This window comes from Mesorhizobium sp. M7A.F.Ca.ET.027.03.2.1 (assembly GCF_003999175.1).
Classification (GTDB): Bacteria; Pseudomonadota; Alphaproteobacteria; order Rhizobiales; family Rhizobiaceae; genus Mesorhizobium.
Map to the genome: position 1 here is coordinate 1 of NZ_RZOM01000020.1, position 16,589 is coordinate 16,589.

15 protein-coding genes and 2 pseudogenes are annotated in these 16,589 nt (G+C 63.8%); 11 read left to right on the plus strand and 6 right to left on the minus strand.

Features of this window, described 5'->3' with window-relative positions:
* The 4 genes and pseudogenes from EN750_RS02070 to EN750_RS02085 form a co-directional block, all read left to right on the plus strand.
* A pseudogene (locus EN750_RS02070) lies at positions 1-181 on the plus strand (branched-chain amino acid ABC transporter permease); the annotation flags it as partial.
* On the plus strand, positions 178-1,140 hold the full coding sequence (locus EN750_RS02075; protein ID WP_127395495.1) for a branched-chain amino acid ABC transporter permease: 963 nt from the start codon (positions 178-180) through the stop codon (positions 1,138-1,140). The pseudogene EN750_RS02070 and the gene EN750_RS02075, both read left to right, overlap by 4 nt.
* Positions 1,137-1,865, plus strand: coding sequence for an ABC transporter ATP-binding protein (locus tag EN750_RS02080; RefSeq protein WP_127395496.1), 729 nt, complete (start codon positions 1,137-1,139; stop codon positions 1,863-1,865). Before EN750_RS02075 ends, EN750_RS02080 begins: the two co-directional genes overlap by 4 nt.
* A complete protein-coding gene (locus tag EN750_RS02085) occupies positions 1,862-2,581 on the plus strand; it encodes an ABC transporter ATP-binding protein (protein WP_127321450.1) in 720 nt (239 codons plus the stop codon). The genes EN750_RS02080 and EN750_RS02085 overlap by 4 nt, the downstream gene beginning before the upstream one ends.
* On the opposite strand, the gene EN750_RS02090 is transcribed toward EN750_RS02085, so the two are convergent.
* Both EN750_RS02090 and pncA read right to left on the minus strand, forming a co-directional pair.
* Complete coding sequence (locus tag EN750_RS02090; protein WP_245482578.1) at positions 2,582-3,976, minus strand: sodium:proton antiporter; 1,395 nt, start codon at positions 3,974-3,976, stop codon at positions 2,582-2,584.
* A 244-nt stretch (positions 3,977-4,220) separates the two neighbouring features.
* Positions 4,221-4,835, minus strand: a complete 615-nt coding sequence (gene pncA / locus EN750_RS02095) for a bifunctional nicotinamidase/pyrazinamidase (RefSeq protein WP_127395498.1) — start codon at positions 4,833-4,835, stop codon at positions 4,221-4,223.
* Between the two features lie 245 nt (positions 4,836-5,080).
* Between pncA and EN750_RS02100 the strand changes: the two genes are divergently transcribed.
* The 7 genes from EN750_RS02100 (at position 5,081) to EN750_RS02130 (ending at position 13,197) form a co-directional block, all read left to right on the plus strand.
* Complete coding sequence (locus tag EN750_RS02100; protein WP_127395499.1) at positions 5,081-5,941, plus strand: xanthine dehydrogenase family protein subunit M; 861 nt, start codon at positions 5,081-5,083, stop codon at positions 5,939-5,941.
* Positions 5,938-8,772, plus strand: a complete 2,835-nt coding sequence (locus EN750_RS02105) for a molybdopterin-dependent oxidoreductase (protein ID WP_127395500.1) — start codon at positions 5,938-5,940, stop codon at positions 8,770-8,772. The genes EN750_RS02100 and EN750_RS02105 overlap by 4 nt, the downstream gene beginning before the upstream one ends.
* The gene (locus EN750_RS02110; protein ID WP_127395501.1) at positions 8,769-10,310 is read left to right on the plus strand and encodes a 6-hydroxynicotinate reductase; all 1,542 of its coding nucleotides are present in this window, start codon (positions 8,769-8,771) and stop codon (positions 10,308-10,310) included. The genes EN750_RS02105 and EN750_RS02110 overlap by 4 nt, the downstream gene beginning before the upstream one ends.
* A complete protein-coding gene (locus tag EN750_RS02115) occupies positions 10,310-11,194 on the plus strand; it encodes a UPF0280 family protein (protein ID WP_127395502.1) in 885 nt (294 codons plus the stop codon). Before EN750_RS02110 ends, EN750_RS02115 begins: the two co-directional genes overlap by 1 nt.
* Entirely contained in the window at positions 11,187-11,771 is a 585-nt protein-coding gene (locus tag EN750_RS02120; protein ID WP_127395503.1) for an amino acid synthesis family protein, read from the plus strand. The genes EN750_RS02115 and EN750_RS02120 overlap by 8 nt, the downstream gene beginning before the upstream one ends.
* Positions 11,768-12,229 (plus strand): MarR family transcriptional regulator, encoded by a 462-nt coding sequence (locus EN750_RS02125; protein WP_127395504.1) that lies wholly within the window; start codon positions 11,768-11,770, stop codon positions 12,227-12,229. Before EN750_RS02120 ends, EN750_RS02125 begins: the two co-directional genes overlap by 4 nt.
* Before the next feature lie 116 nt (positions 12,230-12,345).
* A complete protein-coding gene (locus tag EN750_RS02130) occupies positions 12,346-13,197 on the plus strand; it encodes a three-Cys-motif partner protein TcmP (RefSeq protein WP_127395505.1) in 852 nt (283 codons plus the stop codon).
* Here the strand turns inward: EN750_RS02130 and EN750_RS02135 are convergent.
* The 4 genes and pseudogenes from EN750_RS02135 to EN750_RS02150 all read right to left on the minus strand — a co-directional run.
* Positions 13,194-13,946 carry a DUF5131 family protein gene (locus EN750_RS02135; protein WP_023810743.1) on the minus strand — a complete coding sequence of 251 codons (753 nt, stop codon included), beginning with the start codon at positions 13,944-13,946 and terminating at the stop codon, positions 13,194-13,196. The genes EN750_RS02130 and EN750_RS02135 overlap by 4 nt on opposite strands.
* Before the next feature lie 156 nt (positions 13,947-14,102).
* Positions 14,103-15,071, minus strand: coding sequence for a substrate-binding domain-containing protein (locus EN750_RS02140; protein WP_127267673.1), 969 nt, complete (start codon positions 15,069-15,071; stop codon positions 14,103-14,105).
* Positions 15,068-16,384: an ABC transporter permease gene (locus EN750_RS02145; RefSeq protein ID WP_127322601.1), complete on the minus strand. Its 1,317-nt coding sequence runs from the start codon at positions 16,382-16,384 to the stop codon at positions 15,068-15,070. The genes EN750_RS02140 and EN750_RS02145 overlap by 4 nt, the downstream gene beginning before the upstream one ends.
* A pseudogene (locus tag EN750_RS02150) lies at positions 16,381-16,589 on the minus strand (D-xylose ABC transporter ATP-binding protein); the annotation flags it as partial. The pseudogene EN750_RS02150 and the gene EN750_RS02145, both read right to left, overlap by 4 nt.

Sequence of the window (16,589 nt, forward strand, 5' to 3'; positions counted from 1 at the left end):
CATTATCGGCGGCCTCGGCTCGCTGCGCGGCACGGTCGTCGCCGCCGTGCTGATCGGCCTCTCCGACGGCATCATCTCGATGTTCTTCTCGCCGACGCTGGCCAAGATCATTGCCACGCTGCTCGTCGCCATGGTGCTGGTGTTCCGCCCGCAAGGCCTGTTCGGGACGGCATCGCGATGAGCGAAGCTTCGCCGGCAAAAGCCTATGCCCTGCATCTCGGCGTCATCGCCCTGCTCTTCGTGCTGAGCTTCCTGCTGCCGGACTACTATCACGGCCTGCTTGCCCGCATCATGGTGCTGGCGGTCTTTGCCATGGGCTACAACATGCTGTTCGGCTATGCCGGCCTGCTCAGCCTCGGCCATGCGATGTTCTTCGCCGCCGGGCTCTATGGCGCCGGCCTTGCCGTCATCCAGCTCGGCTGGAGCGTACCAGCGGCATTCGCCTCGGGCCTCGGCTGTGGTGTTGTTGTTTCACTCGTGATCGGCCTGCTGGCGTTGCGCACCACGGGCGTCGCCTTCATGATCGTCACCATGATGTTCGCTCAAGTGTTCTACCTCCTCACCCTCTACTTCGCGACTTGGACCGGCGGCGACCAAGGCATGGTCGTGCCGCAGCCGGCGCGGGTGCTCAGCTTTGGCGCTACATCGCTCGAACTCACCAATCCGACGGTGCGCTACATGACAGCGCTGGCGCTGTTTTCCATCGTGCTGCTCGTCACATTGGCCATCGTCCGCTCCCGCTATGGCCGCGTGCTGGTCGCCATCCGCGAGAATGAGGAGCGCACGAAGATGCTCGGCTACGATACGTTTTCGAACAAGCTCGCCGCCGTCGTCATCTCCGGCATCATCTGCGCGGCCTCGGGGGCCGCCTATGCGCTGCTGTTCGGCTATGTCGGATCGAGCTTCGCGTCGGTGCAGTATTCGATCCTGCCGCTGCTGTGGGTGCTGCTGGGGGGTGCCGCGACGACGCTCGGGCCGCTGATCGGCACGCTGTTCATGTACTATGTCATTGATATCACCAGCGGCTACACCTCCGCCTATCTGCTGATCGTCGGCATCGCGCTGATCCTGCTGGTGCTGTTTTTCCCGAAAGGCATTCTGGGCAGCATCCGCCAGCGCTGGCTCGGGTGGCTGCCATGATGCCGCTTTTGACCACCAAGGGCCTGTCGCGCAATTTCGGTGGTCTGCGCGCCGTCGACAATGTCGATTTCGCGCTGATGCCGGGCGAGATCCGCGCCGTGATCGGCCCCAACGGGGCGGGGAAGACCACCTTCGTCAGCCTGGTCAGCGGCCGCATCCAGCCGTCTGCCGGCATGATCGTGTTCGACGGCGCCGACATCACCAATCTGCCTGCCTATGTCAGGGTGCGCAGGGGCATCGCCTACACCTTCCAGCTCACCAGCGTCTATGCCAACCTGTCCGTTTACGCCAACGTCGCGCTGCCCGCGCAACTGACGCAGCGGCATGGCAGTCTTTCCAAGAGCGCGATACAGGCCGCTGTCTTGACCGCACTGGAACGCACCGGCCTGGCCGATCGTGCCCACATGCCGGCCGGCCAATTGTCCTACGGCCATCAGCGCCTGTTGGAAGTGGCGATGGGCCTGGCGCTGAAGCCGCGCCTGCTGATCCTCGACGAGCCGACGCAAGGGCTGGCCGACAGCGAGATCGACAATTTCATCACCCTGGTGCGCGAGATCGCCAAGAACGCCACCGTGCTTCTGATCGAGCACAACATGCCTGTCGTCATGCAACTCGCCGACCGCATCACCGTCTTCAATGCCGGCAAGATCCTGGCCGAAGGCACCCCCGAAGCGATCCGCGAGAACGCGGCGGTGCAGGAAGCCTATCTGGGGACCGCCCCATGACCGAGGCAAAGTCCGAGGCGCTGACCATCTCTGGACTGGACTGCTACTATGGCGAGGTCCAGGTGCTCTATGGCCTCGACCTGGTGCTGAACAAGGGCGAGGTGCTGTGCCTGTTCGGCCGCAATGGCGCCGGCAAGACGACGACGCTGAAAGCCATCATGGGACTGGTTCCCTCAAGCGCCGGCTCGATCAAACTGGCTGGCCAAGAGTTGACTGGTCTGCCGGCGCATGAAGTGCCCAAGGCCGGCGTCGCCTATGTGCCGCAGGGAAGGCGGCTGTTCGCCGAAATGACGGTGGCCGAAAACATCGAGATCGGCCTGATGGCGCGCGGCAAGGGCAAGGCGACGCGTGAAAACGTGCTCGACCTCTTTCCATTGCTGCGCCAGCGGCTGCGGCAGCGTTCCGGCACATTGTCCGGCGGCGAACAGCAGATGCTGGCCATGGCGCGCGCGCTCTGTCTCGAACCGCAAGTGCTGCTGCTCGACGAGCCAACCGAAGGGCTGATGCCGTCGATGATCGCCAAGATCCGCGAGACGGTGTCGAAGCTGCGCGACATGGGCGTCTCGACCATCCTGGTCGAGCAGCGTGTCGATGCCGTGCTTTCGGTCGCCGACCACGTTGCCTTCATCGAAAACGGCCGCAACCGCGAGACGGTCGACGTCGAGGAGTTGCGCGCCGACCCGTCGGCGGTGCGCCGCTATGTCGGCGTCGGGTGATCAGCCGAAGAACAGAAAGCCCGCGACCAAAAATGTCGGGATCAGCACCAGCCCAGACCACAGCATGTAGCCGAAGAAGCCCGGCATCTTCACGCCGCGATGGCGGGCGATGGCGTAGACCATGAAGTTCGGTGCATTGCCGATATAGGTGTTGGCGCCCATGAACACGGCTCCGGCCGAGATCGCGGCAAGCGTCGAAGCGAACTCCGTCATCAGGTGCCTTGGGTCGCCACCGGCAAGCTCGAAAAACACCAGATAGGTCGGCGCATTGTCGAGGAAGGACGACAATGCCCCTGTCAGCCAGAAATAGGCGAGATCGTTGGGCGCACCCGAGGGTGAACTGACAAGCGACACCAGCGGCGCCAGTGCCCCCTCATGGCTCGCCCTGAGGATGGCGATGACCGGCACGATGCAGACGAAGATGCCGGCAAACAATTTGGCCACCTCCGCTATCGGACCCCAGTTGAAGCCGTTCGCCTCGCGGTGGCTCTTGTAGGAGAGCGGAAGCGACAGCAGGGCGAGCGCCAGGATGATGGCATCGCGCACCAGGTTCTGCAGTTCCAGGCTGACCCCGAACACGGAGAAGCTGACGCCCGGCTTCCAGGCCGCCGACAGCAGGATGGCGCCGATCACACCTGCCAGCAGCGGAAGGTTGGCCAGGCCGCGCAGGCGCACCGTCGTGTCCGGCGTCGGATCCTTGATCTTCGGCGCACCAGCCTCGCGCCGATGCAGGATGATGTCGATGCCCAGGAAGACGGCCAGCACGGCACCGCCGACGAACAGGGTCTCGCGCCAGAGATTGGCGGTCGTCCAGAAGAAGTCGACACCTCTGAGGAAGCCGACGAACAGCGGCGGATCGCCAAGCGGCGTCAGCGAGCCGCCGATGTTGGACACCAGGAAGATGAAGAAGATGACGACATGGGCGTTGAACGGCCTGTTATCGTTGGCGCGGATGATCGGCCGGATCAGGATCATCGAGGCACCGGTCGTGCCTATCACCGAGGCCAGCAGCGCGCCGACCAGCAGCAGGCTTGCATTCACCAGCGGCGTGCCGTGAATGTTGCCGGCAAGGAGAATGCCGCCCGAAATGGTGAACAGCGCAAACAGCAGGATGATGAACGACATGTATTCCGTGAGCAACGCATGCAGCACCGCTTCGGTCGCTGTGGGACCACCGAAGGCAGCCGCCAGCGGCACGATCACCAGTGCGGCCCAAAGGGCCGATATCTTGCCGTAGTGATGTTCCCAGACATGAGGAAACAGCAGCGGACCGGTGGCGATCGACAATAGCAGCCCGGCAAAGGGCAGCGCCCACCACAGCGACATCGAAGCACCGGGCAGGCCGTGGTCTTCGGCGGCGAATGCCTGTGCCGGAAACAGCATCGCGGCAATCATTGCAGCGCATGCTGCCAACAAGGGGATCAAATATAAAAAAGGCCCCCTCATCCGGCCGCTACGCGGCCACCTATGCCGGGGCGAGTCACGGGCCTCGCCCGTCCTTCGGACCCCCGCTGGGGAGAAGAGACGAGCTTCGGCGCCGGCAGCCTCCTCTCCCCTCGGGGAGAGGTCGGATTGCCCCGAATTGCCCTTCGCAATTCGGCTGGCAATCCGGGTGAGGGGGTGCTTGCCCAACGGCCGTTCAATCCGACAAAGGGTCTTCGAGCGTCACGCCGGCGTCGCGCATGCGCTGCAGCATTGTATCGAGCGAAGCGTTGAGATCGATGCCGCGGCAGGCATCGAGCCGCACTGTGGTTTTGAAGCCCTGGCTGACGGCGTCCAGCGCCGAAAAGCCGACGCAGAAATCGGTCGCCAGCCCGACCAGGGTCAGCGTGTCGATGCCGCGCTCCCGGAGGTAGCCGGCAAGGCCGGTCTGGGTCGTGCGGTCGTTCTCGAAGAAAGCCGAATAGCTGTCGATATCAGGCCGAAATCCCTTGCGAATGACGAGCTCGGCCTTGGTCCAGGCGAGGCCGGAATGGAAATCCGAGCCCAGGCTGCCCTGGATGCAGTGGTCCGGCCACAGCGTCTGCTGACCATAGGGCATTTCGATCATCGTGAAAGGCTGCGCGCCCGGATGGCTGGAGGCAAAGCTGGAATGACCGGCGGGATGCCAGTCCTGCGTCAGCACGACGTGGTCGGTTCGCCGGATCAGGTCGTTGACCAGCGGCACGATCTCATCGCCGCCGGCAACCGCCAGCGCGCCGCCGGGACAAAAATCGTTCTGCAGGTCGATGACAACAAGCGCTTCGTCGGCCATGGGCTTTCCTCTTCCGTATGCAGGCTCCAGTGGAAAATGCCGCTGACGCGACCGGACGCAGAAACTTGACCAGATGGCCGGCGGCGTCAACCTCTCGTGACATAACAAATGCGTGCCGGCCGGGCCGCCGCAAACTCGGGCTTTGACAAATCCTGCGGGCTTGATATCATTTGCATACGAATGAGTTTCTCGGCTCGAACGCCGGAAATACCGGATTCGGAAAGTTCCTTTCTGGAAGGCAAAGCGTGATCCGTTACGCGAAACCCACCTCGGTCGACGAAGCGCTCGCTTTGCTTGGCGAGGGCGCCTGGCGCATCCTTGCCGGCGGCACCGATTTTTATCCGGCACAGGGCAGCAAACCCTTCCGCGACAATGTTCTCGACGTTAACGGCCTGGCTTCGCTGCGCGGCATTGCCGAGACGAGCGATCATTTCGTCATCGGCGCGCGCACGACCTGGACCGACATCGTCCGCCATCCCTTGCCGCCGGCCTTCGATGCGCTGAAACAGGCGGCGCGTGAGGTTGGCTCGGTGCAGATCCAGAACGTCGCCTCGGTCGCCGGCAATCTCTGCAACGCATCGCCTGCCGCAGACGGCGTGCCGGCCCTGCTCGTCCTCGACGCGGAGGTCGAGCTGCGCTCAGTTGCCGCGACGCGGCACCTGCCGCTGCAGGACTTCATTCTCGGCAATCGCCACACGGCTCTGCTGCCCGGTGAGATGGTTACGGCGATCCGCGTGCCGAGAACCGCCGCTGCGGGCATGTCGGCTTTCGTCAAGCTCGGCGCGCGCCGTTATCTCGTCATTTCCATCGCCATGGTGGCGGCGCGTCTGGTCGTCCAGGATGGCCTTGTCCGGCAAGCGGCGGTCGCCGCCGGCTCCTGTTCGGTGGGGGCCAAGCGGCTGGCCGGCGTCGAAGCCGCGCTGCACGGTCTGCCGGTGGACGGCGGACTCGCCGACGCGGTCCTGGCCGCGCCGATGGCAGAACTGTCGCCGATCGCCGATGTGCGCGGCAGCGCCGAATACCGGCTCGATGCGGTGCGCGAGATTGTTGCCCGCACGGTGCTCGCGGCTATGGGGCTTACGACTGGCGAAGAGGTGGCGGCATGAGCCAAATTCAGCCTGACGCGCGTGAAGCCCTGCCCGATCCGGGCAGGGCCCAGCCAGGCTTCGGCGCTTTGCGCGCCGATATCGCCTTCGAGGTCAACGGCGCCGCCATCTCGGTCAATGTGCCGCCCCTGCGCCGCCTGTCCCTGGTGCTGCGCGATGAATTGCTGTTGACCGGCACGAAGGTCGGCTGCGACGCCGGCGACTGCGGCGCCTGTACGGTGCTGGTCGACGGCGATCCGGTCTGCGCCTGCCTGATGTCGGCGGCTTCCGCCGCCGGGACGGCGGTAACATCCGTCGAAGGCCTCGCCAATGGCCGGCTGTCGGCGCTGCAGGCCTCGTTCCTTGCCCATGGCGCGGCGCAGTGCGGCATCTGCACGCCGGCGCTGCTGGTCGCGGCAACGGCGTTGCTGGACAAACAGCCAAGCCCGACCGAGGCCGAGGTGCAGGATGCGCTGGGCGGTATTCTCTGCCGCTGCACCGGCTACCGGAAGATCATCGCGGCGGTGATGGATGCGTCCCTGCAGGGCGCAAGCCTCGATTTCCGCTTGCCTCGATCAGGCCATGCGATCGGCTCCTCGCCCGTCCGGCTCGATGGCGTGCCGAAGGTCACCGGGGCTGAGAAATTCGGCGGCGTTTCCTCCCCCGCCGATGCGCTGGCCGTGCTGGTGGTCCGCTCGCCGCATTATCACGCCGGCTTCGCCTTCGGCGATCTGGACGGCTGGGCGAAAGAGCACCCTGGCATCGCCGGTGTCTTCACAGCCGCCGACATTCCCGGGGAAAACTGTTTCGGCGTCATAGGCCCGTTCGCCGACCAGCCGGCGCTGGCGGAAGGGTTTGCCCGCCTTCGCGGTGAGGCTGTGGCGCTGATCGCCGGCGAGCGCGAGGCGATGCTCGATCTCGATTTGTCGGATTTTCCTGTCCGCTGGAGCGAACTGCCGCATTTTCTGCAACCTGCCGAGGCGCAGGCTGAGGGTGCTGCGCTGATCCATGAAAGTCGGCCGGCGAACCTGCTCACCTCCGGCCTGGTCGAGCGAGGCGACCCCGAGACGGCGCTTGCCGGCGCTGCGTTCACCGTGTCCGGCGCCATTGACACCTCCTATGTCGAGCACGCCTATATCGAACCGGAAGCCGGCTATGCCTATCTGGACGGCGACACGCTGGTCGTCGTCGCCTGCACCCAGGCGCCCTATATGGACCGCGACGAGACGGCGAAGGTGCTCGGCCTAGCCGTCGACAAGGTGCGCATCGTGCCGACCGCGACCGGCGGCGGTTTCGGGTCCAAGCTCGACGTTTCGCTGCAGCCGCTGATCGGCCTGGTGGCGATGAAGACGGGGCGGCCGGCGGCACTTGCCTACACCCGCACCGAATCGATGATTTCGACCACCAAGCGCCATCCTGCCGAGATGAGAGCGACCATCGGCGCCGATGCCGATGGCCTTGTCACCGGCATGATCTTCGAAGGTGACTTCAACACCGGCGCCTATGCAAGCTGGGGCCCTACCGTGGCCAACCGCGTGCCGGTGCACGCCTCCGGACCCTACGCGACGCCGAATTACCGCGCCGAAGGCCGCGCCATCCACACGCATGGGCCGATCTCCGGCGCCTTCCGCGGCTTCGGCGTGCCGCAAGCGACGATCATGCAGGAGACGCTGTATGACGAGCTAGCCGGCAAGCTCGGCATGGACCGGCTCGATTTTCGCTTGAAGAACTGCCTTCGTAACGGATCCGAAACGGTTACCGGGCAGCTTCTGGAGTCCGGCGTCGGCATTGCCGAATGCCTCGAATCGCTGCAGCCGCACTGGGTGCGCGCAACGGCCGATGCGGATGCGTTCAACCGTGCCAGCAGGGATAGAAAGCGCGGCGTTGGCGTCGCGTCCTGCTGGTATGGCTGCGGCAACACCTCGCTGCCCAATCCGTCGACCATCCGGGTCGGCATCGCGGCTGACGGCACGGTCATCCTGCACCAGGGCGCCGTCGATATCGGCCAGGGATCGAACACGGTCATCGCCCAGATATGCGCCGACGCGCTCGGCCTGCCGCTTGAGAAATTCCAGTTGAAGAGCGCCGATACAGCCATCACCCCCGACGCCGGCAAGACCTCGGCCTCGCGCCAGACCTTCGTCACCGGCAAGGCGGCCGAAAAGGCTGGCCGCGCCTTGCGCGAAAAGATCCTGCGCTTCGCCAATGTTTCGGAAAAAGCCGCTCTGCAACTGGACGGTTCGGTGATCGTCATCCGCGAGGGAGAAGCCACCCGCCGCATCGATCTCGCTACATTGGACGTGGATGCCGAAGGCTTCGTCTTTCGCGCCGAGGAGACCTACGACCCGCCGACGCTGCCCCTCGACGCCAAGGGCCAGGGCAAACCCTACGCCGTCTACGGCTATGGCGCGCAGATCGCCGAATTGGAGGTCGACCTCAAGCTCGGCACGGTGAAGCTGCTGAAAATCACCGCCGCGCATGATGTCGGCAAGGCGATCAACCCGCTGCTGGCCGAGGGCCAGATCGAAGGCGGCATTGCGCAAGGCATCGGCATGGCGCTGATGGAAGAGTATATCCCCGGCCGCACCGAGAATCTGCACGATTATCTCATCCCGACCATTGGCGACGTGCCGCCGATCGAGACCATCCTGATAGAAGTTCCGGATCCGGAAGGACCCTTTGGTGCCAAGGGTTTGGGCGAGCACGTGCTGATCCCGACGGCGCCGGCGATCCTCAACGCCATCCGCCACGCCACCGGTGTGCTGGTCACCAAGATTCCGGCGACGCCGACGCGTATCCGCGCTGGCATCCGCGAAAAAGATGGCATCCGCGAAAAGGAGGCACGCCGATGAGCGAGCTTGCCGAGCGCTTCGAAACCCATGATCCCGGCGAGAAGCTGGTGGCGGAGAAGATCCGCTGCGATGCCTGTCCGGTGATGTGCTACATCGCTGACGGGCGCACCGGAGCATGCGACCGCTACGGCAATGTCGGCGGCAGGATCGTGCGGACGGACCCGCTGACCATCCTCGACCATGCGGCCGAGACCGGCGCGGCAATCGTACCGTTCGTCGCCGAGGGCGAGGCATGGGACGGCGAACTGGTCAACACCGGCCGCCGCTTCGTCACCGCAATAGGCGCCGGCACCACCTATCCCGACTACAAGCCGGCCCCGTTCATCGTCAGCCAGGAAGTCGAGGGCGTCGATCTCGTCACCGTCGTCACCGAAGGCATTTTTTCGTACTGCGGCGTCAAGGTGAAGATCGATACCGACCGGCATATCGGACCCGAGACGGCAATAGTCCGCGCAGCCGGCGAAGCGATCGGCCATGTCACCACAGGCGAATATGGCTCGCAGATGCTGTCGCTGGGCGGTGTCCATCACCTCACCGGCGGCTCCAAGGCCGAGGGTCGCGCCACCTGTGACGCGCTGCTCAATCTGTGCAACCGCAAGCCGGTGGAACTGGCCATCGATGGCGGCGCCACCATCATAGTCGAAGCCGGCAAAGCACCAGTCATCGACGGCAAGCAGGAACACCGCATGCGTGTCGGCTGCGGCTCGGCCACCATCGGCATGTTCGCCACGCAATGGCGCGGCCTTGTCGACGAGGTGGTGGTGGTCGACGACCACATCACCGGCGTCGTTTCCGAGCATCAGGCCGGCAAGGTGCTGGGCTGGCAGGATACAGGTATAAAAATAGTCGGCCGCCGTTCGACGCCGGGCCGCTATTTCAAGGTCTCCGAACCCGGGCTGGGCTGGGGCGGCACCAGCATTTCAGACCCGCTGTCGATCCTCGGCGAATGGAATGCCAAGAAAGGCGCGCGGCCGGGCCTTTCGCTGCTGATGGTGTCGACCACCGGGGAACAGTTCGCCTATTACGAACTCGACGACGAACTGAAACCGGTGCAAAAACCTTTCCCCGAACGGCTGCAGAAGTCGGTCGGGCTGATCGAGGACAATTGCGAGCCAGCTTTGTGCACAGTGCTGTTCATCGGCGGCGCCGGCGGCTCGCTGCGGGCCGGCGTCACCGAAAACCCGGTCAATCTCACCCGCTCGGTTCAGGGCCTGACCACCTATGTCACGGTCGGCGGCGCGCCGGTCTATGTCTGGCCGGGCGGCGGCATCACGCTGATGGTCGATGTCACCAGAGTGCCTGAGGGTGCCTTCGGCTATGTGCCGACGCCGGCGCTGGTGGCGCCTATCGAATTCACGCTGCGCCGCGACGACTATGTCAGGCTCGGCGGGTACGAGGCCGAGATCCGCAGCGTCGAGGATATTGTCGCAAAAGGCGGTGAGTACCTGAATCCGCGCCGCGGCACAGGCGCCGAAGCCACCAATCCATGGCCGCCACTCGCGCAGCTGCGCCGTGCCGGCTCGAACGGGGCCGGGTGATGCAAGGCCCGCAAGCCAACTGGCTGCAGGACGGCAAGCGGCTCCATCTCAACCACGGGCCGATCGACCTGATCGTCGAGGTTTTTGGTGAGGCGGATGAATGCCGCCGAGCCTATGAACAGGCGGTAGCGCGGTTCCAGACGATCCTGATGGAGCTGGTCGAGGAGCTCCCCGAATTGCGACTACCGGCGTTTTTCCTGGCGCCGCGCACCTTCGCCGGCCCGACGGCGCGCCGCATGGAAGCAGCCGTCATGCCCCTGGCGGAATGCTTCATAACACCGATGGCCGCCGTCGCGGGATCGGTAGCCGACGAAATGCTCGCCGCATTGCTTGCCGGCCGCAAGCTCGATCGCGCCTATGTCAACAATGGTGGCGACTGCGCAATCCATATCGGCAGGGGACAGTCGATGGGATTGGCGGTCGCCGGCACCGGTAACGGCATGGCGGACCGGATCACGATCCGCGCGGAAGATCGCGTTCGCGGCGTTGCCACCAGCGGCTGGCGCGGCCGCTCCTTCTCGCTTGGCATTGCCGACGCCGTCACCGTGCTCGCGCGGACCGGCGCCGAGGCCGATGCGGCGGCGACCCTCATTGCCAACGCGGTGGACCTGCCCGGCAATCCAGCCATCAAGCGCATTCCCGCGCACGAACTGTCGCCCGACAGCGATCTCGGCGCGCGGCTGGTGACACATGGTGTCGGCACGCTTGGCCTTGGCGAAGTGGCGCGGGCGCTGGACAAGGGCCTTGCCGTCGCCGAAGATTTTCGCCGGCGCGGCCTGATTGCCGGATCGGCGCTGTTTCTTGGCGGTGAGATCCGCATCAGTGGCTCGGTCGCGCTTGCAGCGCCCAACAAAAGTTCGAGGGAGGAAGTTGCCCATGCCTGAGTTTTCGATCCGCAAAATCGCGGTGCTGACCGAAGAGATTTTTCACGAGGGCGGGCCGGTGGCCCAGGTGCCGCGCCGCCGCGCCGCCGCCATGGCCCTGGTGAAAAACCCGTTCGCCGGGCGCTATGTCGAAGACTTGCAGAGCGCCATGGACGATCTGAAGCCGCTCGGCCTGTTGCTCGCCGATCGGCTGATCGCGGCGCTCGGCGGCGACGTCAAGCAGATCGACGGCTACGGCAAGGGCGCCATTGTCGGCACGGCGGGCGAGTTGGAGCACGGTGCGCTGTGGCATGTGCCCGGCGGCTACGCCATGCGCGAACGGCTCGGCGACGCCAAGGCGATCGTGCCGTCGGCCAAGAAGGTCGGCGCGTTCGGTTCAAAGCTCGATGTACCGCTCGGCCACATCAACGCCGCCTATGTGCGCAGCCATTTCGACGCCATGGAAGTCGGCATCAGCGATGGTCCGCGCCCGGACGAAATCCTGTTCTGCCTCGCCATGACCTGTGGCCCGCGCATCCACGATCGCATGGGTGGTCTCGCGGCCGATGACATCAAAGCCTGGGATGGCTTGCGGTGAGCGCCGAGGACAATCTGCTCAAGCTGGTCGAGGTCGAGGCGCCGGACGACCAGGATTACCTCCTGCAGGAGCAGGTCGGCTTCATCCTGCGCAAGGCGCATCAGCGCCATGTGGCGATCTTTGCCGCGCATATCGGCGATCTGACGCCGCCGCAATTCGCGGCGTTGGCCAAGCTGCGTGACGTCGGCGAGACCTCGCAGAACCAGCTCGGCACGCTGATCGCGATGGATGCGGCGACGGTGAAGGGCGTCATCGACCGGCTGAAGGCGCGCGGCCTGGTTGAGCTTTCCAGGCACGAGGTCGACAAGAGACGGCTGCTGGTCAATCTGACCGCGGCAGGCCGCGATGCCATCGACCGCCTGATCCCGCTGGCGCGCGAGATCACCCAGGAAACGCTGGCGCCGCTCTCCGCCAAGGAGATCGCCACCTTCATGAAGCTGCTGGTGAAGCTGGCTTAGAGCGGCGCTGCCGCGAGAATGGGCCGACTAGCAAGGCCTTATGTAATATAGCTGTCGGAGAAGAGTTCGCCTCAGGCGAATGCGGTTAGCTCGTTGCTTGTCGATTGACACCAAAGATGATTGGATCGATCAAAACGGGGGCGTTTGTGGGGCAGCTTGTTCAAGGCGACGACGGATCGCCCGTAGAGGAGGTCGGCGCCTGGGCCAAAACTAAGCACGAGTATCTATGTCGTTATGTCGACATCAGCCGTGGCGTCCGATCAAAATGGCTCGATCACGGAAAGGCTGGAGCAACTCTGATTGATCCGTTCTGTGGACCGGGCAGATGCAGGATTCGCGGCACCAATGAGTTCATTGATGGCGGTGTGGTTGCTGCCTGGAAGAAGAGTGCGGACAGCAGAACGCCATTCTCTGCGGTATATATCGGAGATATCGAACCCGGGCGGGTTGAGGCTTGCAAGAAACGGCTACAAGCGCTGAACGCTCCGGTCGTGGCTTTCACGGGTAATGCTGTTGCCACCATCAAGACGGTCGTCGGCGTTGTGAACCCTCATAGCTTGAATTTCGCATACCTGGATCCTTACAACCTGGAGACGCTCAACTTCGAGATGATCAGGACGCTGTCAGACCTTCGGTACGTCGACATGCTTGTACATGTCAGCCAAATGGACCTGCAGCGGAACCTCGACAAATACTCGTCGGGCGACTCGACGGTGTTCGATGCCTTCATTCCTGGCTGGCGTGACGCCATCAAAGCGGGAAACGCCAAGGCAACACGCCAGGCAATTTTGCGTTATTGGTCGGAACTTGTTGGACGACTCGGCGTATGGCCCTCCCCCGAACCCAAGCTAGTAACCGGACCCGGCAACCAGCCGCTATATTGGCTTCTGCTAGCCGCCAAGCATGAACTCGCTCTGGCGTTTTGGAAGGTCGCTGCCAACAACCAAAGACAGGGCAACCTTTTCTAGGCGGTAGCTGACGGCATCTCATCGTAGATACGACCATTGAGCATACGACCGGCGGCTTTCTTATTATTGCCTCCCCACTGCTTGAAGAAGAATGCCGTGCCCGCGCGTCGGCACATCGTTTCGATCTCGTCGACCCAGTGAGGATTCATATCCCGTGCCCCTGGCCCGCTTTCACCGCCAACGATTGCCCATTGAATACCCGTGAGATTGGCACCGGCCACAGATCCAATCAACGGCTCTAGAGAAACGAACCGGATTGCTGCTGGCACTCGGCGAAGGTCATCGAGTCTGCCCAGCACTCGATGGTCTTCAACGCTGGTCCCGAGCCAGACATTCGGCAGAACGGGAAAGTCGCCACGCGTCAGAACCTTGGCCATGACTTCCGGGCGCTTCGTTAGAATCTGATAAGTATGCCGTGGCGTCTCTTCCATCACAGCCCATACCTGCCGAATGAAATCGGCTGGCACATCGACATGAAAGAGATCGGACATCGAGTTCACGAAGACGCGGCGTGGTTTTGACCAAGTTGCGGGGATCGACAGCGATTTCGGATCGGTGATGACTTTGCCGGTCCACTTCGCCCGGCCACCCGTCTTCCGTGTTAAGCCCTGGTACTTGTTCATGCCCATGGCATCTAGTCGTGCCGCCATGCGCATCGCGTAGCAGTTCGTACAACCGGCGGTCAGGATCGTGCAGCCGGCCACCGGGTTCCACGTCGCGTCGGTCCATTCGATCGAAGTCTCAGCCATAGGAAGATTCTCCTTCACGTTGATGGTTAATTCAAGGTGATGAAGCTTCCGTTATCGAGTTCGACGGGTGAAGAGGTTCCGGCCATAGCCCACCAAAGAGCGGGAGAGCTATGGCCGAATTCTAAACACCGGAGCTACCTTCTCCGGCAATAGCATTCAGAGGCCGTTGTCCTTCAGCACCTGGGCGGCGTTTTCCTTGGTGATCTTCTCGGTCGGCAGAGTGATGGTCTTTTCGACCTTCTCGCCGTTGAGGAACTTGATCGCCTGGCGCAGGCCTTCGGCACCGGGAGTGACATAGGTGAAGGTCGCCGTCAGCTCGCCCTTGTTGACCATCTGCACGCCTTCGTTGGGCAGGCCGTCAATGCCGATGAACTTGATGTCCTTTTCGCGGCCGACATCCTTGGCGGCGAGATAGGCACCATAGGCCATCGGGTCGTTGTGGCCGTAAACGAGATCGATCTTCTCGTTGCTCTTCAGCGCGTTGGCCATCAGATTGTAGGCCTGATCCTGCTTCCAGTCGCCCGACTGCTGGTCGAGCAGATATTTGATGCCCGGCTCCTTGTCGGTGAATTCGTGGAAGCCGTCGTGGCGGTCATGCGCCGGCTGGGTGCCCATGCCGCCCCAGATCTCGACGACGTTGCCTGCAGCCTTGCCCTTGCCGCCAAGCAGTTCGACGGCATATTCGCCGGCCGCGCGGCCGATCAGCGCGTTGTCGCCACCGACGAACTGCGTATAGTCCTTGGTCTCGACATTGCGGTCGAGCACGAAGACCGGGATCTTGGCATCGATCGCCTGCTGCACGACGCCGGTCAGGCCGGCCGATTCCTTCGGTGACACCAGCAGCGCATCGACTTCCTGGCGGATCAGGTTCTCGACATCGGCGACCTGCTTTTCGGTCTTGTCCTCGCCGTCGGTGATGATCAGTTCGACCTCGGGATGCTTGGCGGCTTCGGCCAGAATGTCCTTGTTGAACTGCGCGCGCCAGGGCTCGATGGTCGTCACCTGCGAGAAGCCGATCTTCCACTTCTTGTCCTGGGCGAAGGCATTGCCGGTGGTCAGCAGCGCGGTGGTGGTCAGCAGTGCCGCGGTCACGGCGGCAAGCTTCAACATGTCACGTCGTTTCATTTTTTGTTTCCTCCGAGATTGAGAGACGGTGTCTCTTGCGACGGCCGCTTTGCCGCGGCCGTTTCCTTGTGCGCCGATTGCCCGCCGGGCAGGCGCAGATAGGCCAGGAGATCACCGGCATTGCGCTCCTGCACGAGCACGGTGCCGATGATGATCATCCCCTTCAGCACCAGCTGAAGGTTCGAATTGATGTTGTGGAGCTGCAGGATGTTGGAGAGCAGACCGAAGATCAGCACGCCGCAGAACGTGCCGGTGAGGCTGCCGCGCCCGCCCATCAGGCTGGTGCCGCCGATGACCACGGCGGCGATGGCGTCGAGCTCCAGCCCGGCGCCGGCATCCGGCTTGCCTTGCCGGTACTGTGCGACATAGAGCACGGCGGCGATCCCGGCGAGCAGCCCCGAGACGGCATAGGTTGCGATCTTGACGCGGCCGGCGGCGATGCCGGAGAGGCGCGCCGCCTCCTCGTTGCCGCCGATGGCGTAGACGTAACGGCCGAACGGCGTGAAGCGCAGCACCGCGCCATAGATCAGGATGGCGCCGAGGAAGAACAGGCCCGGCATCGGGATGATGCCGAACACCAGCGAGCGCAGTATCTCGAAATCGGCGGTCGCGTTGGAGCCGGTATAGACCGGCAGCACCGCATTGTTCTGGCCGGCGGTCAACCGTGCGATGCCGAGCGCCGTCACCATCATCGCCAGGGTGACGATGAAGGGCTGCAGGCGCCCGGCAACGATGATGAAGCCGTTGAGCGCGCCGAACAGCAAACCAACGCACGGCGCCACCAGCAGCACGCCGAGCACACCGAATTTCGGCTCGATCTGCGGCAGCAGAAACCACAGCGACAGGCAGCACAGGACCACGCCGACGACGGCGGGCGTGACCAGGCCGCGAATCCCGTCCAGCTTGATCTCACGGAGGAGGTCGGCGCCGGCACGGGATTTTGCCAGGTTCTGGAAAATGAAACGGGTGACGACGAAACCGAGGCAAAGCGCCACCAGGGCGACGGTTGGCACGCCCAGCACGACGCCCGGCGTCACGCCTGGAACCGTCAGCAGCATGGCGCAGACCACCGAGCAGATGGCCATCAGCGAGCCGACGGAGAGATCGATGCCGCCGGTGATAATGACAGCCGTCATGCCAGTGGCGATCAGGCCGGTGGTCGACACCTGGCGCAGCACATCGAGCAGATTGCCGTAGGAGAGGAAGATGTTGTTGCCCTTCGAGCTCATCGGCGAGCCCAGGACACCGATCAGGAAGATGGCGATCAGGCCCCAATAGAGCTTGGTCCGGGACAGGAGTTTCAAAACGGTCATGCGGCTGGTCTCGATATGGTCCGGCGCGGGGCGGCGAGGCGCATGATGGCCTCCTCGCTGGCCGCGTCGCGGGAAAGAATGCCTGTCTGGCGGCCATCGGCCATCACCAGGATGCGGTCGGAGAGGTGCAGCAGCTCCGGCAGTTCGGAGCTGATGACGGCGATGGCGAGACCGTCGCGCGCCAGCTTGAAGATCAGGTCGTAGA